This window comes from Streptomyces sp. NBC_01241, from assembly GCF_041435435.1.
Lineage (GTDB): Bacteria > Actinomycetota > Actinomycetes > Streptomycetales > Streptomycetaceae > Streptomyces.
Map to the genome: position 1 here is coordinate 5211283 of NZ_CP108494.1, position 18427 is coordinate 5229709.

General features: G+C 71.0%; 15 protein-coding genes and 1 riboswitch. Of the genes, 9 read left to right on the plus strand and 6 right to left on the minus strand.

Translation table 11 applies throughout. The features are described 5' to 3' along the window. Positions 1–85 precede the first annotated feature (85 nt). Complete coding sequence (locus OG306_RS23415; protein ID WP_266748027.1) at positions 86–1123, minus strand: LAETG motif-containing sortase-dependent surface protein; 1038 nt, start codon at positions 1121–1123, stop codon at positions 86–88. 614 nt (positions 1124–1737) lie between these two features. Continuing rightward, positions 1738–2070 (minus strand): chorismate mutase, encoded by a 333-nt coding sequence (locus tag OG306_RS23420; RefSeq protein ID WP_371665593.1) that lies wholly within the window; start codon positions 2068–2070, stop codon positions 1738–1740. A gap of 455 nt (positions 2071–2525) precedes the next feature. On the opposite strand from OG306_RS23420, the gene guaA reads away from it, so the two are divergent. From guaA to OG306_RS23445, 5 genes are all read left to right on the plus strand, one after another. Continuing rightward, positions 2526–4121 carry a glutamine-hydrolyzing GMP synthase gene (gene guaA, locus OG306_RS23425; RefSeq protein WP_266748029.1) on the plus strand — a complete coding sequence of 532 codons (1596 nt, stop codon included), beginning with the start codon at positions 2526–2528 and terminating at the stop codon, positions 4119–4121. Between the two features lie 112 nt (positions 4122–4233). Next, on the plus strand, positions 4234–4842 hold the full coding sequence (locus tag OG306_RS23430) for a Uma2 family endonuclease (RefSeq protein ID WP_266748030.1): 609 nt from the start codon (positions 4234–4236) through the stop codon (positions 4840–4842). A 125-nt stretch (positions 4843–4967) separates the two neighbouring features. Continuing rightward, a complete protein-coding gene (locus OG306_RS23435; RefSeq protein WP_371665594.1) occupies positions 4968–5738 on the plus strand; it encodes a class II aldolase/adducin family protein in 771 nt (256 codons plus the stop codon). A 113-nt stretch (positions 5739–5851) separates the two neighbouring features. After that, the gene (locus tag OG306_RS23440; protein WP_266748032.1) at positions 5852–7120 is read left to right on the plus strand and encodes a hypothetical protein; all 1269 of its coding nucleotides are present in this window, start codon (positions 5852–5854) and stop codon (positions 7118–7120) included. 187 nt (positions 7121–7307) lie between these two features. After that, a complete protein-coding gene (locus OG306_RS23445) occupies positions 7308–7817 on the plus strand; it encodes a DoxX family protein (protein WP_266752366.1) in 510 nt (169 codons plus the stop codon). Between the two features lie 156 nt (positions 7818–7973). Here the strand turns inward: OG306_RS23445 and OG306_RS23450 are convergent, their stop codons facing one another. After that, positions 7974–9311, minus strand: a complete 1338-nt coding sequence (locus tag OG306_RS23450) for a PspC domain-containing protein (protein WP_266748034.1) — start codon at positions 9309–9311, stop codon at positions 7974–7976. Positions 9312–9507: 196 nt separating this feature from the next. On the opposite strand from OG306_RS23450, the gene OG306_RS23455 reads away from it, so the two are divergent. Both OG306_RS23455 and OG306_RS23460 read left to right on the plus strand, forming a co-directional pair. Then, positions 9508–10809 (plus strand): ATP-binding protein, encoded by a 1302-nt coding sequence (locus OG306_RS23455; RefSeq protein ID WP_266748035.1) that lies wholly within the window; start codon positions 9508–9510, stop codon positions 10807–10809. After that, positions 10793–11488: a LuxR C-terminal-related transcriptional regulator gene (locus OG306_RS23460; protein ID WP_266748036.1), complete on the plus strand. Its 696-nt coding sequence runs from the start codon at positions 10793–10795 to the stop codon at positions 11486–11488. Before OG306_RS23455 ends, OG306_RS23460 begins: the two co-directional genes overlap by 17 nt. 31 nt (positions 11489–11519) lie before the next feature. On the opposite strand, the gene OG306_RS23465 is transcribed toward OG306_RS23460, so the two are convergent. Together OG306_RS23465 and OG306_RS23470 are read right to left on the minus strand one after the other, a co-directional pair. Further along, on the minus strand, positions 11520–12293 hold the full coding sequence (locus OG306_RS23465; RefSeq protein WP_266748037.1) for a GNAT family N-acetyltransferase: 774 nt from the start codon (positions 12291–12293) through the stop codon (positions 11520–11522). A gap of 40 nt (positions 12294–12333) precedes the next feature. Continuing rightward, complete coding sequence (locus OG306_RS23470; protein ID WP_266748038.1) at positions 12334–13380, minus strand: C40 family peptidase; 1047 nt, start codon at positions 13378–13380, stop codon at positions 12334–12336. A 355-nt stretch (positions 13381–13735) separates the two neighbouring features. Between OG306_RS23470 and OG306_RS23475 the strand changes: the two genes are divergently transcribed. Then, positions 13736–14089 (plus strand): hypothetical protein, encoded by a 354-nt coding sequence (locus OG306_RS23475; RefSeq protein ID WP_266748039.1) that lies wholly within the window; start codon positions 13736–13738, stop codon positions 14087–14089. Positions 14090–14326: 237 nt separating this feature from the next. Here the strand turns inward: OG306_RS23475 and OG306_RS23480 are convergent, their stop codons facing one another. Next, positions 14327–15514 carry a C40 family peptidase gene (locus OG306_RS23480; protein WP_266905692.1) on the minus strand — a complete coding sequence of 396 codons (1188 nt, stop codon included), beginning with the start codon at positions 15512–15514 and terminating at the stop codon, positions 14327–14329. Beyond that, positions 15513–15679, minus strand: a riboswitch (cyclic di-AMP (ydaO/yuaA leader). It overlaps the preceding gene by 2 nt. A gap of 280 nt (positions 15680–15959) precedes the next feature. Here OG306_RS23480 and pcrA point away from each other — a divergent pair. Beyond that, positions 15960–18404, plus strand: a complete 2445-nt coding sequence (gene pcrA / locus OG306_RS23485; RefSeq protein ID WP_266748041.1) for a DNA helicase PcrA — start codon at positions 15960–15962, stop codon at positions 18402–18404. Positions 18405–18427: the final 23 nt, after the last annotated feature.

Here is an 18427-nt window from a genome sequence, read left to right on the forward strand (position 1 = left end):
GCAGGGCCCCGGCCGACCGGGACAGCCGAAGGGGCTGCACCCCCCTCCGAGTGCAGCCCCTCCGTGCTCAAGGTGACGAAACGCCTTACGCGGCGGCGTCACCGTTCCTGCGGCGCCGCACGATGAACATCGCGCCCGCGCCGAGCACGATGGCCGCGCCGCCCGCGGCGGCGAACACCGGCACCGCGGAGGACGAACCGGTCTCCGCGAGGGAGCCGGAGACCTTGCCCGTCGGGTTGTCGGCCGGCTTCGTGGTCGGGACCGGAGCGGTGCCGCCGGTCTGCGGCGTCGAGCCGCTCTCGCCGGAGTTCACGATCTTGAACTTGTACGCGACGTCGCTGAAGCCCAGGCAGTCCTTGTCGCCCACGTACAGACCGGCGCCGAGGGTGAAGCCGGCGCCGACGGGGGCGGTCGACTTCACGTTGATGCGCAGCGGGATGTCGACCTCGTAACCCGGACGGATCTCGTCGGACTGGCCGACGTAGCCGACCGCGCGGCCGTCCTCGTTGAGGTCCTCCCACTTGTTCGTGTCCTGGTCGAGGGCCTGGAGGCTGACGTGCTTCGACTTGAAGAGGTCGTAGCCGTCCTTGTCGGAAGAGGCGCCCGCGAAGTAGTCGATCTCCTTCACGACGGACTTCGACGAGTTGTAGACGTTCATCTTGAACTGGTGCCAGCCGCTGCCCCGGGCGATCTTGCCGGGCAGGCCGTTGATGGAGATGTCCAGGTCGGACTTGGAGCACTCCACCAGCTCCTCCGGGTCCTCGGACTCCGACGGGGACGCGGATGCCGAGGCGGACACGGACGGGGACGGGGAGGCGGATGCGCTCGCCGAGTCGCTCGGGCTCGGGGCGACCTCGCCCGGGGTGGTGCTTCCGGTCGGCTCGGCCGTCTCGCCCGCGCCGGGCTTGCCGGTCTCCTCGGCGGGAGCGGTGGTGGATGCGCTGGCGGAGGGGGACGCCTCGGTCTCCGGGGACTCGGAGTCGCTCGGCGAGGGCGATTCGGTGGACTCGACGGCAACGGTCCCGTCCGTCGTTTCGGCAAACGCGACCGGGGCGGCCAGGATCGCGGCGGGAGCGATGACTGCCGTGGCGGCGGCGAGCGCCATGGTGCGGCGAAGCTTCATGAATGACCTCAGAAGTCCGGCGTACCGCTGTGAGCAGTACGGATAAGGGGACTGGCCCGGCGGTGGCGGGGGACACGAGCGGGGCCGGTGGTTCCGCATGATTGACCCGTGGTCCGCCGCAATGGTTGTCCGCTTATTCACAGAACCTTTATGTGATGCCGCTCACATACCCCTCCGTGCCCGGTCCGCGGTCGCCAGGAATCCGGACACGGCACATGAGCAAGGGCCCCGCGGACCGGAAGCGGTCCAGGGGGCCCTGCTGGATGAACATCCGGACGCGGCCTCGGCGCCGAGCCGGCCGGGCTGCTCCCCGAGCAAACCGTTCCGACCGGATACGGTCGGCTCCGGGCGTCCCCGGAGCCGACCGTTTCTTGGAGTGACCGGGCTGCTGTCCCCTGCCGACCGGTCACGCACACTGGGGCGCGGTCCCACGGCGTACCTGCAGTACGCCACACGCTCCAGCGGAGCCACGCGTGGTTTCTCCAAAGCCGCCCCTGGCTGGCACGGACACCGGGACCAACGAAGCCGCGACGGACCCGGTCACGCGCCGTACGGGTGAGAGTCGGCCCGAACTGGGATACGTCGGCACACCCCCGGACCCCGGGCACGGGGCGTCAGGCCCGGCCGCGGCAGAGCTCCAGCAGCGTCATGGCGAGGGAGGTGCCGGGCTTGCCGAGCGCGTCCCGGTACTGGCCGAGGATCTCCATCTCGCGGGAGAGGTTGATCCGGCGGCCGCCGGAGGTGATCCGGGCCTCCTGGATGACCGCCGAGACGGCCATCCGCTCCTGGACGAGTCCGATGATCCGGTCGTCGAGCGCATCGATTCGGGTCCTGGCGCCGTCGATCAGGGCGGCAGCCTCATCGGTGTGCGCACCGGTCTTCTCGGCGGCGGTCTTCGTGGGGGCGGTCTGCTTGGTAGCGGTCTTCGTGGGGGCGGTGCCGGCCATGGTGGTGACTCCTCGTGGGATGCGGCCCCCGAAACCGACCGGTCCGGAACGCCAGAACGCCCCGGGCCTTTCGGCCCGGGGCGCCTGGAACGTTGCTTGTCAGTGGATCAAGCAGCACGACCATGGCAGCCGGCGGGCCGGATGCCATAGGTAAAGACGAAGGTCGTGTGCTCTCGCATAAACCCAGTATGACCTTGCCTGCCCGGGCGGACCAACACGGCGCCCGGATGCTGAGACACCACCCGGAGCCCGCTCCGGAGCCCGTGCTTCGCACACCCCGGTCCCGGGTGGGACGACGGCCGGCTCCGTACCCCCGGTCCCGGGCGGGACGACGGCCGGCTCCGTACCCCCGGTCCCGGGCGGGACGACGGCCGACTCCGCCATCCGGGCAGACCGGTGGAGCAGACCGGTAGAATCGACAGAACCGACCCCCCTTCACCGCCGGAAGGCCGCCCGTGCCAGCAGCACCCCTCGCCGCCCCCGACATCGCCACCGACGTGGTCCTCGTTGTCGACTTCGGGGCGCAGTACGCCCAGCTCATCGCCCGACGCGTCCGTGAGGCCCGGGTCTACAGCGAGATCGTCCCGTCCACGATGCCGGTGGCCGAGATGCTGGCCAAGAACCCTCGGGCGATCATCCTGTCCGGCGGTCCCTCCTCGGTGTACGCGGAGGGCGCGCCGTCCCTCGACCGGGCGATCTTCGAGGCCGGGGTCCCGGTCTTCGGCATGTGCTACGGCTTCCAGCTGATGGCCACCACGCTCGGCGGCACCGTCGACGACAACGGTGCCCGTGAGTACGGCCGTACCGCGCTCACCGTCTCCAAGTCCGGCTCCACGCTCTTCGAGGGCACGCCCGCCGAGCAGTCGGTCTGGATGTCGCACGGTGACGCCTGCTCCGCCGCCCCCGAGGGCTTCACCGTCACCGCGTCCACCGACGTCGTACCGGTCGCCGCCTTCGAGAACGACGAGAAGAAGCTCTACGGCGTCCAGTACCACCCCGAGGTCCTGCACTCCACGCACGGCCAGCAGGTCCTGGAGCACTTCCTCTACCGCGGCGCCGGCATCGAGCCGACCTGGACCACGACCAACGTGGTCGACGAGCAGATCGCGCTGATCCGCGAGCAGGTCGGCACCAAGCGCGCCATCTGCGGCTTGTCCGGCGGAGTCGACTCCGCGGTCGCCGCAGCCCTCGTACAGAAGGCCATCGGCTCCCAGCTGACCTGCGTGTACGTCGACCACGGCCTGATGCGCAAGGGCGAGACCGAGCAGGTCGAGAAGGACTTCGTGGCCGCCACCGGCGTTCAGCTGAAGGTCGTCGACGCCGAGGAGCGGTTCCTGACCGCGCTGGCCGGGGTCTCCGACCCCGAGCAGAAGCGGAAGATCATCGGCCGCGAGTTCATCCGCGTCTTCGAGCAGGCCCAGGCCGAGCTCGTCGCCGAGGCGGGCGCGGCCGGCGAGGACGTCGCGTTCCTCGTCCAGGGCACGCTCTACCCGGACGTCGTCGAGTCCGGCGGCGGCACCGGCACCGCCAACATCAAGTCCCACCACAATGTCGGCGGTCTCCCCGACGACATCGAGTTCCAGCTCGTCGAACCGCTGCGCCAGCTGTTCAAGGACGAGGTCCGGATGGTCGGCCAGGAGCTCGGCCTGCCCGAGGAGATCGTCCAGCGCCAGCCGTTCCCGGGCCCCGGCCTCGGAATCCGTATCGTCGGCGAGGTCACCAAGGAGCGGCTCGACCTGCTCCGCGAGGCCGACGCCATCGCCCGCGAGGAGCTGACCGCGGCCGGCCTGGACCGCGACATCTGGCAGTGCCCGGTGGTCCTGCTCGCCGATGTCCGCTCGGTCGGCGTCCAGGGCGACGGCCGCACCTACGGCCACCCGATCGTCCTGCGCCCGGTCTCCTCCGAGGACGCCATGACGGCCGACTGGTCGCGCCTGCCGTACGAGACGCTCGCCAAGATCTCGACCCGCATCACCAACGAGGTCGCCGACGTCAACCGCGTCGTGCTCGACGTGACGAGCAAGCCGCCGGGCACCATCGAGTGGGAGTGATCTTTTCGCAAGGTCAACGCTGATGCCGTCGCTCATTCGTTTGGGCGGCGGCATTGTCGTACCAGCTGGGTACGCTTCCCATACAGGCGAGACTCCATGCATGGGAGCAATCATGAGCGCCGCATCCGAGTCCAAGCTCGCGCAGCAGCGGTACCGGTGGCCTATCCCGCCCGAGGGCGGCTGGACAGCGGACGACCTCGACCGGATTCCGGGCCTCCCGCCCCACACCGAGCTGATCGACGGGAGCCTCGTTTTCATGAGTCCGCAGACCGTCTTTCATGGGCGTGCCATGCGTTTGTTCGAGAACGCTCTGCTGGATCAGGCGCCGGATCACCTGGACGTCCTGCGTGAGATGACGATCAAGCTGGACCAGAGGAATCGGCCGGAGCCGGATGTCCTGGTGTTTCCTGTGGAGGCGAATACGGGCTACCGCCAGACCTGGTTCAGGCCCGAGGACGTCATTCTCGCCGTCGAGGTCGTTTCCGACGACTCCGTGGAGCGCGACCGCGAGGTCAAGCCCCGGAAATACGCCGCGGCCGGGGTCCGGCACTTCTGGCGGGTGGAGGCGTCCGACGAGGGACTGCCCGTCGTGTACGCCTACGAGCTCGACCCGGCGCTCAAGACGTACGTGGCCACCGGCATCCATCACGACAAGCTCAGGCTGACGGTCCCCTTCCCCATTGAGATCGACCTCACCGCGATCAACCGGCGTCGCCCGTAGAAGATCGCCTGCCGCGTGCCGAGCGACCGACCCGTTCCCGAATCGGTGCGTGATCGCTCTGGTCACCTGTGGCAACCGGCGGTAACTTCCGGTTCCGTACGCCCTGGGAGTCCGGAGGAGCCGCCATGCCCGAGCCCACACCGATACCTATGGAACAACTGCAGTTCGCGCTGCCGCCCGTCCATCAATCGGTAGACGAGGAACGCGCGTACCGCAAGGAGCGGCTGGCCGGGGCGCTGCGGCTGTTCGGCGCGTACGGGTACGAGGAGGGCGTGTCCGGTCACCTCACCGCGCGGGACCCGGAGTTCGCCGACTGTTTCTGGGTCAACCCCTTCGGGGCCCCCTTCGACGGGCTCGCGCCGGACGAACTGATCCTGGTCAACAGGGAAGGGCAGGTCGTCGACGGGCGGCATCACGTCAATCAGGCGGCGTTCGCCGTCCATGCGCAGGTGCACCGGGCCCGCCCCGACGTCGTCGCCGTCGCGCACACCCACTCCGTGCACGGGCGGGCCCTCTCCGCGCTCGGCGAGCTCATCGAACCCCTCACCCAGGAATCCTGCGCCTTCTACGAGGACCACGTTCTGTACGACGCGTACACGGGCGTCGTGGTCGACGAGGAGGAAGGGCGCCGGATCGCCGCCGCGCTCGGCGGGCACAAGGCGATCGTGCTGCGCAACCACGGGCTGCTGACCGTCGGCGACTCGGTGGACGCGGCCGCCTGGTGGTTCATCGCGCTGGAACGCTCCTGCCAGGTGCAACTGGCCGCGCGGGCGGCCGGAAAGCCGGTGCTGATCGAGCACCGGGACGCCGTCGCCACGCGTGAGCAGCTCGGCAGCGACCTGGTCGCCTGGATCAACTACCAGCCTCTGTGGCGCCGGATCAGTCGCACATTCTGACGATACGCGCCGACGGACCGCCCCGATGCGGCCCGCAGCCCTGCCGTACGGCACAATTCGCAGCAATCACAGCAGAGTTGGCTGTACCGGGGCTTGAAAGGGCGGCGTTCTCCGTGGCGTTGGACGAGGCGAGGGCGAGCAGCACGCACGGCGGCGGCTGCACGTGCGGCGACTGCCCGCACGGGGCACGCGAGGGCCACCGGCGCGCGGTGGCCGCCTTCCTGACCAAACGGGACGAATTCGCCGCGGGCCAGGGGCTGCCGCCCGGGGTCGCCCAGTCCGCATCCGCGACCCGACAGTGGGTCTCGGACGAGCTGACCCAGTCGGCAAGGTCGGTGGCCGAACGGGGCCGGGAGGCGGGCGACGCCTGGCTGTACCGGGTGTGGCGGCGCACCCTGATCGCGGTGTGGGGGAGCGTCGCCGTGCTGGTCGTCGCCGAGGCCGCCACCGCCATCGGTGCGGGCTGGACCAACGCCCGTACGGCGGGGCTCGTCGCCGGCCTCGTCACCGCGGGCCTGCTGACCGCCGCCGCCCACGTCCACCGGGCGCGCGGCGGCCTGTTCGCCCCGGTGATCGGCGAGGACAACCGGCTCTCCACCTCCCGGGCGGTCGCCGCGTCCTGGGTGCTGATCGCCGTCTTCTCCGTCCTCGTGCTGGCGCTCCAGCTGGCGGGCGCCTCCGGCCACGCCGAGCGTGACGAACTGATCGAGGGGCTGGAGCTGTCCCGGGGCGCGGGGGTGGTGACCGTGCTGGCGCTGGTGTGCGCCGTCGCCGTGGTCGTACGCCGGGTGGTGACGGTACGCGCCCTGTCCGGGCGGCTGCAGAAGCTGCGGGCCGAGCGGCCACGCGCCGCGGACCTGCTCACCGACGACTCGGGGCGGGGCAGCTTCACGGATGTGCAGTACGTACTGGTGAGCACTGTCGCCGTGCTGTTCGCCGCGGTCCGGCTGGCCCGTCGGCCCGAGCAACTGCCCGACCTGCCCTGGGGCCTCGCGCTGCTGGTCACCGTTTCGGCGTGTGCGTACTTCGCCGGGAAGTACGTGGAGGGCGGGCGTCCGGTGGTGCTCTCGGTGGTCCGGGCCCGGGAGGCCGGGGATCTGGACGCGCCGATCCGCACCGGCGACGACATCGAGATCCGGGGTGCGGGCTTCGTGCCGCCCGGCGCCGGGACGCCGGACCGGCTGGCCCGCATGGTCGTGCGGATCGGCCGGGTCCATGTGCACGTGCCGCTGATCCCGGTCACCGGCGGCTTCGCCAACCCGAGCGACGGCGTGCTCACCGTGCCGGTACCGGTGGAGGTGGAACCGGGGCTGGTCGAGGTGCAGGTCGTGACCGCCGCCGGGGTCGAGACGAACAAGGTCGAGATCGATGTGACGGACTGACGGCACGAGAGCCCCGCCGGGTGGTCGGAAACCGGCCGATGAACACCGGCGGTTGGACCGATTGGCCGGTCGGACGGCCGATGAATACCGGCCGATCGGGCGTCCCACCGGGCGAACAGTGCGTTCACCGCGTACGTATGGTCTGGAGACGGGTCTACGGAAGGCGGGCAGCAGCATGCAGAGCCACATGCAGGGGTACGACACGACCGTACGCGGTCTGGGTGAGCCGAGAGGGCTCAAGGAGCCGGCACGGGAGCATGCCCTGCTGCCCCTGCGGATCTTTCTCGGCGTCACCTTCATCTACGCCGGGCTCGACAAACTGACGGACAGTTCCTTCTTCCGCGCGAGCGGCGCCGGCTCCATCGGCGAGACGATGCACGCGGTGCGCGACTCGTCCGCGATCCCGGCCCTCGTCGACCTCGCGCTGAAGAGCCCCGGCGCCTTCGGGTACGCCATCGCCATCGGCGAACTCCTCGTCGGCATCGGCACCCTCATCGGGCTCCGGGCGCGGCTCGCCGCGCTCGGCGGGGCACTGATCTCGCTGAGCCTGTGGCTGACGGTGAGCTGGTCGGTCGAGCCGTACTACTTCGGCAACGACCTGGCCTACCTCATGGCCTGGCTGCCGCTGCTGCTCGGCGGGGCCGCGGCATTCTCCGTGGACGCCTTCCTCGCGGCCCGGCGGCGGCGGATCAGATAGTTCACCCAGGTCGCGGTGGCGGCCAGCCAGAGGCCGCCGAAGAACAGCGGGAAGAAGAACACCCACGGGGCGTTCCAGGCCCCCGCTGCGTCCGCCGCGTATCCCGCTGCCAGTGCGAGCATGACCACGCCCGCCACCGCCCGTCCCGGACGGATCTCATGACGCAGCACGGGTGACCTCCACCTGTCCGATGCCGACTTCGAGAGTGAGCTCGACCGTGCCGGCCGGTTTGCTCCCCGGGGGAGGCGGCAGCGTCCTGTGCTCGTTCTGCGAAGGATTGACGTCCACCTCGCGCGCCTTGCCGGCCGGTGCGCCGCTCGGCCGGCTGAGCGGCAGCGTGATGTCGCCGAGGGTCGCCCGGGCGTCCACCTTCACCGTCACCGCCTTCGGCACGACGACGACCGCGCGGCCCGCCCCGACGCTGACCTCCGTACGGACGGTGTCGCCCGGCGGAACCGTGATCTCCGTGAGATCCAGCCGCGCCACCCCGGTGCCCAGTCCGTAGTGCGGCCGGACCGCCGCCACCGAGGCCGGCCGCCAGCCCTCGCGCACCCACTGGGTGGTGATGTTCTTGGGCAGCGTGGAAGCGCCCGCCAGCAGGGCCGCCGTGATCATCGACAGCATGACCGTGCCGAACCCGGTCCGTCCGAGGAACGCGCTGACCAGCATGCCCAGCCCGAACACCGCGAGCGCACCGGCCAGACCGATCTGCAGACTCGTGCCGAGGGGGTGGGAGTCCCAGCTCAGCCCCGTGCCCAGCCCGCCCGCGATCAGCGCGAACAGGAACACGAGACCGCCGATCGAGACCGGGCCCGTGGTGCCGGGCTCCGGCCGGGGCGCGCGGAACGGATCTTCCGGCGGCGCCCCCCGGGGCCGTACCGCCCGGTCGGCGGGCGCCGTGTCGGCCGGACCCCACAGATAGCCGGGGCCCACCGGCCCCGAGGTGCCGTCCTTGATGATCGGGTCCCGCCACCACGACGGGCTGCCCGGCCGGGGCGGCGCCTTCACCTCGGGCGGCGCGTCCGCCACCGCCTGCGCGGTCGCCGGATGCAGCGGGTCCTCGGGCGCCGCGGTCCTGCGGTTCTGCGTCCAGACGGCGAAGCCGACGACCGCGAGCGTCAGCATCGCGGAGAACGCCAGCGTGCCGCCGTTGCCCAGCATCGAGAGGAACAGCCCGCAGCCGATCAGCGCGAGCAGCACCGCGATCAGCGACGCCCCCTCGACGCGGCCGGACAGCAGCCTGCGCGCCTCGTTCTCGTCCGCCCCCTCCAGGGGGATCAGCAGCCAGGCGAAGCCGTAGAAGATCAGCCCGATGCCGCCGGTGACGGACAGCACACCGAGCACGATCCGGAAGATCACCGGATCGACGTCGCAGTACCGGCCGAGCCCGCCGCACACCCCGGCCACGACCTTGTGCCGCGAGCTGCGCCGCAGGTGAGGTCCCGGGGCCGGGGGCGGTGCGACACCGGGGGAGGCGTCCTGGGGAACGGTCATGGCTCCATGGTGACGGGCCGGGCGCACGTCCGGGACCCGCGCCGACCCTGGCCGATCCCTGATATTTGGCCCGCGGGACCCCTGGGGGAGACGTCCGTGCCCCCGGATGCCTCGTTGGCGGGGCCGAGCTCTCTCAGGGTCGGGTCCGGGGCGGACCCTGATGCCGTCGCCCGTGCCGGCATGTGACCATCGGGTCATGCCAGCCGCCACCCCCCGAGCCGCCGCGAGCTCCCCCGGAACCGACCCCGAGGAGCCGCCGCTGCGCAAGCTCTACCGGAGCGCCGACGGACGGATGCTCGGCGGCGTCGCGCGCGGACTCGCCGGGCATCTCGGGCTGCCCGTCGTCTGGGTACGGTTCGTCTTCCTCGGCCTGTTCTTCGCGGACGGTCTCGGCGCGCTGCTCTACGCCGTGTTCTGGATCGTCGTCCCGCTCGGGGTCGGTGGCGTGGAGGCGCCGCGCTCCGTCTTCGAGACCGCCCCGGACGGCAGACGCCGGCTCCGTAAACCCGACAGGGGCCAGATCTTCGCCCTCATCGCGCTGTTCTTCGGCGCCATGATCTTCGTCGGCAACGTCGACATGGGCAGCGGCGCCGACCGCTACATCTGGCCCACGCTGCTGATCGGTGCCGGTTCCGTGCTGGTGTGGCGGCAGGCCGACAACGCCCGGCGGGCCCGCTGGATGGAGGTCGGCCGCCGCCGCCGGGTCCTGCACCTGGCCCGGGCGCTGGCCGGGGTCGCCCTGGTCGGTCTGGGCCTGGCCGTCTTCATGGTGGTACGCGGCTCCGCGGCCCAGCTCGGCAACGTCCTCACCGCCGCGATCGCCGTCCTCACCGGCATCGCGCTGCTGGCCGGCCCCTACCTCGTCCGCATGACCCAGGACCTCTCCGAGGAACGCACGATGCGCATCCGGGCCCAGGAGCGCGCCGAGGTCGCCGCCCACGTCCATGACTCGGTGCTGCACACGCTCACCCTGATCCAGCGCAACGCGGAGGACGCGGGCGAGGTCCGCAGACTGGCCCGCGCCCAGGAACGCGAACTGCGCAACTGGCTGTACAACCCCGAGGGCACCGGCAAGGACGAGGACGACGAACCCGAGACCCTCGCCGAGGCGGTCAAACGCGCCGCCGCCGAGGTCGAGGACAAGCACGGCGTCCCGCTGGAGGTCGTCGTCGTCGGCGACTGCCCGCTGGACGAGAAGCTGGCCGCGCAGATGCAGGCCGCGCGCGAGGCGATGGTCAACGCCGCCAAGTACGGTGGCGAGGGCGGCGCCGTCCAGGTCTACGCCGAGGTCGAGGGCCGCACGGTCTTCGTCTCGGTACGCGACCGGGGTCCGGGATTCGATCCGGATTCCGTACCGGCGGACAGAATGGGCGTACGAGAATCAATCATCGGCCGGATGCAGCGCAACGGCGGTACGGCGCGGCTGCGTTCGGTGCCCGGTGGGGGCACGGAAGTCGAGCTGGAAATGGAGAGGGCGAGCGATGACGGAGACCACTGAGGCGACCGGGGGCCCGGAGCGCCGGGTACGGGTCGTGCTCGTCGACGACCACCGGATGTTCCGCACCGGAGTCCAGGCCGAGATCGGCCGCACCGAGGAGACGGGCGTCGAGGTGATCGGCGAGGCCGCCGACGTCGACCAGGCGGTCACCGTCATCACGGCGACCCGCCCCGAGGTCGTCCTCCTCGACGTCCACCTGCCGGGCGGCGGCGGCGTCGAGGTACTGCGCCGCTGCGCCCCGCTGATGGGCGCCGTGGAGAACCCGGTGCGGTTCCTGGCGCTGTCCGTCTCGGACGCCGCCGAGGACGTCATCGGCGTCATCCGCGGCGGCGCCCGCGGCTACGTCACCAAGACGATCACCGGCGCCGACCTGGTCGACTCGGTCTTCCGGGTCCAGGACGGCGACGCGGTGTTCTCGCCCCGGCTGGCCGGCTTCGTCCTCGACGCCTTCGCCTCCACGGACGCGCCGCCGATCGACGAGGATCTGGACCGGCTGACGCAGCGCGAGCGCGAGGTGCTGCGGCTGATCGCCCGCGGCTACGCGTACAAGGAGATCGCCAAGCAGCTGTTCATCTCGGTGAAGACGGTCGAGTCGCACGTCTCGGCGGTGCTGCGCAAGCTCCAGCTGTCCAACCGGCACGAGCTGACCCGGTGGGCGACGGCGCGACGGCTGGTCTGAGCCGACGGACCGGTTCCCGTACCGGTCGGGCTCAGCCTGCCGCACCGTCGGGGTCGAGCGAGATGTTCAGCTTCTCGCCGACCCGGCGGTAGCCGATGCCCGCGTAGATCCGTTCCACATCGGCGTCGCCCGGCTCCAGCCACACCACCCGGCAGCCCCGCTCGAAGGCGGTCGAGGTCAGGCGGGCGGAGAGCGCGGCGCCGATGCCGCGGCGGCGGAAGGTGTCGGCGACGGCGAGGCCGGCCAGTTCGCTGAGGCCGTCGACCGGGACCGAGCAGCCGCCCGCGCCCGCCGGGACGCCGTCGACCGTGGCGAGGGCCGCGACTCCGCCGCCCCCGGCCGCCGCGCGCAGCCAGGCAGCCTGTCCCTCCTCGGGTACGCCCGTCCCGCCGTATCCGAGGTGCTGGACGAGCGCGGCGGCGTCGAACTCCGCGTCGGTGACCGGTTCGGCGATCGTGAGGGAGTCCACCGGCTTCGGCGTCAGCAGGTCGCCCGGGGCACAGGCCATGACCGGGGCCCGGTTCTCGACGGTGAACCCGGCGGCGAGCAGGGCGGGTTCGACCGCAGGCGCCCAGCCGGGCAGAAACTCCAGCCGAGGCAGCCGCTCGCGCTCGCGGAACGCCGCGATCAGGGCGTCGAGGTCCTCGGCCGTCGGCTCGGCGTCCTGGTCGGGTATCGCGTAATTGGCGTACTTGATCGACCAGTCCGGGGTGTACCGGACGGTGAAGGGGCCGATCCGCAGATGGTCCAGGGAGCGCAGGGCGAGCGTACGGGCGTGGGTCTGGACCTCGATGTCCATGGGCATGTGTGGGTGTCCTCTTGCCGATCGGTCGGAAGCCGGGAGCCTATGCCACCCGGGTAGCTCCGGCGAAGGGCATGTGATCGATGGGCGCGATCCGGACCGGCGCTCCCGGGCGCGGGGCGTGGATCATCTGGCCGTTGCCGATGTAGAGCCCGACGTGGCTGATGCCCGAGTAGAAGAACACCAGGTCGCCCGGGGCCAGTTCGGAGCGCGAGACGTGCTGCCCGGCGTTGATCTGGGTGTACGTGGTCCGGGGCAGCGAGACGCCGGCGGAGCGCCAGGCGGCCTGGGTGAGCCCGGAGCAGTCGAACGAGGACGGGCCGGTCGCGCCCCAGACGTACGGCTTGCCGAGCGCCCCGTACGCGAACGCGATGGCCTCGGCGGCGCGGGCGTTGGAGGCCAGTACGGGGCCGCGCGCGGTGCCGCGGTCGACGCGGCCGGCGGAACGCACGCCGTCCGAGCCCTCGTAGGCGGCGCGTTCGGCCGGGGACAGGGTGGCGAGGAGCCGTTGCACTTCGGCCAGTTTGGCCCTGATCGCCGCCTTGCGTTCTTTCAGCTCGGTCTGGCGCGCCGCCAGCGCCGCCAGCTCGTCCTTGGCCTGCGAGCGCAGCTGGGCGATCTGGGCGACCTGCCGCTCCACCTCGCCGACCTCGGCGGCCTGGCGGTCGCCGATCCGGTCCACGTACGACGCGCGCTCCAGGTACTGGTCGGGGTCGGAGGAGAGCGCCAGCTGTACGGACGGGTCGAGGCCGCCGGTGCGGTACTGCGCGGCGGCGAGCGAACCCAGTGCGTTGCGCGAGGCGTTGAGGCGCTCGGTTTTGCGGGCGGCCTCGTCGCGCAGGGTGTCGACGGCATCGGCGGCGGCGGTCGCCTGCTCCTTCGCACCGTTGTACTGCTCGGTGGCGACCTCCGCGTCGTGGTAGAGCCGGTCCACCTCGGCCTTGATCTGGGCGGGGGTTCGCTGGGGGTCGGCGTGTGCCGACCCCGGTAGTACGGCAGCGGTGGCGGCCCCGGCGAAGGCCAGGGTGGCCGCGGTGCGGGCAGCAGAGCCGGTGTACGAGCGCTGCTTGGGTTTCCGGTGCGCTGCCACGGGGGCGTGCGTCCTTCCTGGCGACTGCCCGTCGGGGACTACCGGCGGGCCCGCCGGAGGTCCGGCGGCGGGTCACCAACAGGAGAGCGGCCCGCCGCCGGATCCCGGCGGGGTGACCGGTGTGCCGTCCGGGTGCGGAGCGGCGGTGAAGACGGTCACCTGCTCAGGGACGCTAAACCCGGGGCACGGGGAAGAGTTGTAATGACGCCTATTGCCTCATTTTGGCGCGGCACTGTCTTTGATTGATCGGAAAAATGGCAACAGAGTAAGGCAATTGGTACAGACACGAGCGAAGCGGCAGGAAGCCGCACCTGCCTGCGGAGTGGTGATATGGGCAGGGCTAGGCTGCGGCCTCATGGACGTACTCATTCATGTCTTCGTCGCCCTGCACATCATCGGCATCGCCTCTCTGCTGGGCGGTTTCCTGACCCAGATGAAGGCGATGGGCGCGGGCACGGCCCGGTTCGTCCCTGCGATGCTGCACGGCGCGCTGACGATGCTGGGCACCGGTGTCGCACTGGTCGGGCTCAACCAGGCCGACGACAACCCCGTGAACAACATCAAGATCGGGGTCAAGCTGCTGCTCCTGGTCGTCATCCTCGCGCTGGTCTACATCAAGCGGGACGAGGAGAAGGTCGACAAGGGCGCCTTCTCGGCCGTGGGCGGGCTGACGCTCGCCAACATCTTCATCGCCACGCTCTGGACCTGAGAACCGAGGCCGGAGAGCTCGGGCCGGAGAGCTGAGGCCGGGGAACCGAGGCCGGGGAACCGAGGCCGGGGAACCGAGGCCGGGGAACCGAGGCCGGGGAACCGAGGCCGGGGAACCGAGGCCGATGTTCCGAGAGCCGGGGTCCGAGCCGGGCCGGGTTCCGAGGCCTGGGTCCTGAGTCGGCCGGAGTGCGGGGCGGCCCGCGCCCCGGCCGATGGCCGATGGCCGTGCGAATCGCTACGCCGGCCGCACGCTGCCGTAGATCGGCATGTAGTAGATCGACTCCTCGCGCACATTCGCCCCCGGCTTCGGCGCGTGGATCATCATCCCGTCACCCTTGTAGATGCCGACGTGGCTGATGTCGTCGTAGAAGAAGACGAGGTCGCCCGGGCGCAGGTCCGCCGTCGCGACCCGGGTGCCTGTCTTCACCTGGTCCCAGGTGGTGCGCGGGATGTCGACGCCCGCGGCCTTCCACGCCGCCTGGGTGAGCCCGGAGCAGTCGTACGAGGACGGGCCCGTCGCGCCCCAGACGTACGGCTTGCCGATCTGGGCGCGGGCGAAGGCGAGGACCTTCTCCGCCTTGGTGGTGGCGCTGCTGTCCGAGCCGGTGCTCGTGCCCGTACCGGTGCCCGTACCGGTGCCCGTACCGGTGCCCGTACCGGTGCCGGAACCCGCTTCCTTCGCGGCCTCCGCCGCCTTGCGGTCCGCCTCCGCCTTGGCGGCGGCCTGCTGCTTGGCCAGTTCTTCCGCCTTGCGCCGGGCCTCCGCCTCCTTCTTCCGCTCCAGCTCCGCGAGCCGCGCCTTCTCCTCGGCGGTCAGCTGCGACAGCAACGCGCGCGCCTCGCCCAGCTTCTTCTGGACGTCCTGCTTGCTGGTGCGCAGCGTGGTCTGCGTCGTGGTCAGCGTCTCCAGGCTCTGCACCGCCTCGGCACGCTTCTTCGCCGCCTTGGTCTGCTGCGTACGGAAGTCCGTGATCGCCTTCTGCTGCCGGCTGGTCATCCGGTTCATCAGCTGGTTCTGGTCGAAATACGACTGCGGGTCGTCGGCCAGGAAGAAGGTGGCGCTCGGTGCGATGGTGCCGCTGCGGTACTGCGCGGCCGCGTACGTGCCGAGCGTCCTGCGGGCCTCGTTGAGCTGGTCGGCGCGCTTGGCGACATCGTCCAGCAGGGCGTCGACCTTGGTGCGCTGGGTGGCGGCGGCCTCCTTCGCCTGGTTGTACTGCTGGGTCGCGGTGCCCGCCTGCCGGTAGAGGTCGTCGACCTGCTTCTGGACGTCCTCGATGCCGGCTTTCGGAGCGGGGGCGGCCATCGCGCTCTGCGTGGAGAGCAGGGTCACGGACGCCAGTGCCGCCGTCGTGAGCCCGACGGCCGGTGTGGTGGTGCGCACCCGGGTGCGCGGCTTGCGATGCGATGCCAAGGCCGGCATCTCCTTCCGTGGACCGCCTACCGGGTTAGCTGTCGGGTTCGGGCGGAACGGAAGGCTGCCCTACGGTCCGCGTGGGGGACAAGGACCGATTCACCCCGGTACATGCGTGTGGGTCCCCGGTTCCGAACTCCCGCGAGGGCAGCCCGGATTCGGCGTGGGCGCCCGCTCGGCGTGGTTCGCCTCTGGGGGTACGGGCCGCCCGGACGAGCACGCTAGCCAACCCATGGTGCTGCTGTGAAGGTTGATGTTCGATATGCCCGATACATCTTCGTGACCTCGGCGAAGTGGGGCGGCGGGCGCGGACGGGGGGCCCGGAATTCCTGACCGCGAGTGGGCGTCCGCTCTCTTTGTGTGCCCGGCAGGGGGTGGGGCCGGCCCTGCGGTCCGGGTCCGGTTCGGCATGCGGCCGTCGTGTGTCGGTGCGGCGGCCTAGACTCGACAAGCGATGAGCAGCCTCTTTGACGACAGCTTCCTGGCCGGCCTCCAGCACTCGGAGGAAGAGCCCCCGCCGCCCCCCGAGGACTCCGCACCCGAAGCGGTGCCGGAGGACCTCTTCGCGGGCGTATTCGACGGGCCCCCGCCGCCCAGGGAGGCGTACTACCGCGACGGCGCGCACCGCCCCGTCATCGACCCCGCGGCGCTCCTCGACGGGCTGAACACCGAGCAGCGCGCCGCCGTGGTCCATGCGGGCTCCCCGCTGCTCATCGTCGCCGGGGCGGGCTCCGGCAAGACGCGGGTGCTGACCCACCGGATCGCCCACCTCCTCGCCGAGCGCGGGGTGCACCCCGGCCAGATCCTGGCGATCACCTTCACCAACAAGGCCGCGGGCGAGATGAAGGAGCGCGTCGAGCAGCTCGTCGGACCGCGCGCCAACGCCATGTGGGTCATGACCTTCCACAGCGCGTGCGTACGCATCCTGCGCCGCGAGTCGAAGAAGCTCGGCTTCACGTCATCGTTCTCGATCTACGACGCCGCCGACTCCAAGCGGCTGATGGCCCTGGTCTGCCGCGATCTCGACCTCGACCCGAAGCGCTTCCCGCCGAAGTCGTTCACGGCCAAGGTCTCCAACCTGAAGAACGAGCTGATCGACGAGGAGACCTTCGCCGGTCAGGCCGCCGACGGGTTCGAGAAGACCCTCGCGCAGGCCTACGCGATGTACCAGTCCCGGCTGCGCGAGGCCAACGCGCTGGACTTCGACGACATCATCATGACGACGGTCCACCTGCTCCAGGCGTTCCCCGACGTCGCCGAGCACTACCGCCGCCGCTTCCGGCACGTCCTCGTCGACGAGTACCAGGACACCAACCACGCCCAGTACACCCTCGTACGCGAACTGGTCGGCCCGGCGGGCGAGGCCGACGCCCCCGCCGAGCTGTGCGTCGTCGGTGACGCGGACCAGTCGATCTACGCCTTCCGCGGCGCGACCATCCGCAACATCCTCCAGTTCGAGGAGGACTACCCGGACGCGACCACGATCCTGCTGGAGCAGAACTACCGCTCCACGCAGACGATCCTGTCCGCCGCCAACGCCGTCATCGAACGCAACGAGAGCCGCCGCCCCAAGAACCTCTGGACGAACGCCGGCACCGGCGCCCGCATCACCGGCTATGTCGCCGACACCGAGCACGACGAGGCGCAGTTCGTCGCCGACGAGATCGACCGGCTGACCGACGCGGGCGATGCCAAGGCCGGCGACGTCGCGGTCTTCTACCGTACGAACGCGCAGTCCCGGGTCTTCGAAGAGATCTTCATCCGTGTCGGCCTGCCCTACAAGGTCGTCGGCGGAGTGCGCTTCTACGAGCGCAAGGAGGTCCGGGACGTCCTGGCCTACCTCCGGGTCCTCGCCAACCCCGAGGACACCGTCCCGCTGCGCCGCATCCTCAATGTGCCCAAACGCGGCATCGGCGACCGTGCCGAGGCGATGATCGACGCGCTGTCGATGCGCGAGAAGATCACCTTCCCGCAGGCGCTGCGCCGGGTCGACGAGGCGTACGGCATGGCGGCCCGGTCGGCCAATGCCGTCAAGCGGTTCAACACGCTGATGGAGGAGCTGCGCACGATCGTCGAGTCCGGCGCGGGCCCGGCGGTGGTCCTGGAGGCCGTCCTGGAGCGGACCGGCTATCTCGCCGAGCTCCAGGCGTCCACCGACCCGCAGGACGAGACCCGCATCGAGAACCTTCAGGAACTCGCCGCCGTCGCCCTCGAATTCGAGCAGGAGCGGGGAGAGGCCGGCGAGGAAGGCGCGGGCACCCTCGCCGAGTTCCTGGAGAGGGTCGCGCTCGTCGCCGACTCCGACCAGATCCCAGACGAGGACGAGGACGGCTCCGGCGTCATCACGCTGATGACCCTGCACACCGCGAAGGGCCTCGAATTCCCGGTGGTCTTCCTGACCGGCATGGAGGACGGCGTCTTCCCGCACATGCGGGCGCTCGGCCAGGTCAAGGAACTGGAGGAGGAGCGGCGGCTCGCGTACGTAGGCATCACCCGGGCCCGCGAGCGGCTGTATCTGACCCGGGCGGCGATGCGCAGTGCGTGGGGGCAGCCCTCGTACAACCCGCCGTCGCGGTTCCTGGAGGAGATCCCGGACCAGCACCTGGAGTGGAAGCGGACCGGGCCGATGGCGGCCCCGGCCGGACCGACGTCGGGGATCACCTCGTCGCTGTCGTCGTCCCGTTCGCGCTCCGGCCCCTCGGGCTTCGCGACCCGGCGGACCTCCGACAAGCCGACGATCACGCTGACCGTGGGGGACCGGGTCACGCACGACCAGTTCGGGCTCGGCACGGTGACGGCCGTCGAGGGCTTCGGCGACCAGGCGAAGGCGACGGTCGACTTCGGGGACGAGCGGCCGAAGAAGCTGCTGCTGCGGTACGCGCCGGTCGAGAAGCTGTAGGCCCGGCAGAAGGGTGGACGTGC

What these genes read in the sequence shown, in the direction of transcription:
- OG306_RS23475 (WP_266748039.1), top strand. Translation starts at nt 13,736, where the DNA reads ATGGACGTACTCATTCATGTCTTCGTCGCCCTGCACATCATCGGCATC.
- OG306_RS23415 (WP_266748027.1), bottom strand. Translation starts at nt 1,123, where the DNA reads ATGAAGCTTCGCCGCACCATGGCGCTCGCCGCCGCCACGGCAGTCATC.
- pcrA (WP_266748041.1), top strand. Translation starts at nt 15,960, where the DNA reads ATGAGCAGCCTCTTTGACGACAGCTTCCTGGCCGGCCTCCAGCACTCG.
- OG306_RS23450 (WP_266748034.1), bottom strand. Translation starts at nt 9,311, where the DNA reads ATGACCGTTCCCCAGGACGCCTCCCCCGGTGTCGCACCGCCCCCGGCC.
- OG306_RS23480 (WP_266905692.1), bottom strand. Translation starts at nt 15,514, where the DNA reads ATGCCGGCCTTGGCATCGCATCGCAAGCCGCGCACCCGGGTGCGCACC.
- OG306_RS23435 (WP_371665594.1), top strand. Translation starts at nt 4,968, where the DNA reads ATGCCCGAGCCCACACCGATACCTATGGAACAACTGCAGTTCGCGCTG.
- OG306_RS23460 (WP_266748036.1), top strand. Translation starts at nt 10,793, where the DNA reads ATGACGGAGACCACTGAGGCGACCGGGGGCCCGGAGCGCCGGGTACGG.
- OG306_RS23445 (WP_266752366.1), top strand. Translation starts at nt 7,308, where the DNA reads ATGCAGGGGTACGACACGACCGTACGCGGTCTGGGTGAGCCGAGAGGG.
- OG306_RS23420 (WP_371665593.1), bottom strand. Translation starts at nt 2,070, where the DNA reads ATGGCCGGCACCGCCCCCACGAAGACCGCTACCAAGCAGACCGCCCCC.
- OG306_RS23465 (WP_266748037.1), bottom strand. Translation starts at nt 12,293, where the DNA reads ATGCCCATGGACATCGAGGTCCAGACCCACGCCCGTACGCTCGCCCTG.
- OG306_RS23455 (WP_266748035.1), top strand. Translation starts at nt 9,508, where the DNA reads ATGCCAGCCGCCACCCCCCGAGCCGCCGCGAGCTCCCCCGGAACCGAC.
- OG306_RS23430 (WP_266748030.1), top strand. Translation starts at nt 4,234, where the DNA reads ATGAGCGCCGCATCCGAGTCCAAGCTCGCGCAGCAGCGGTACCGGTGG.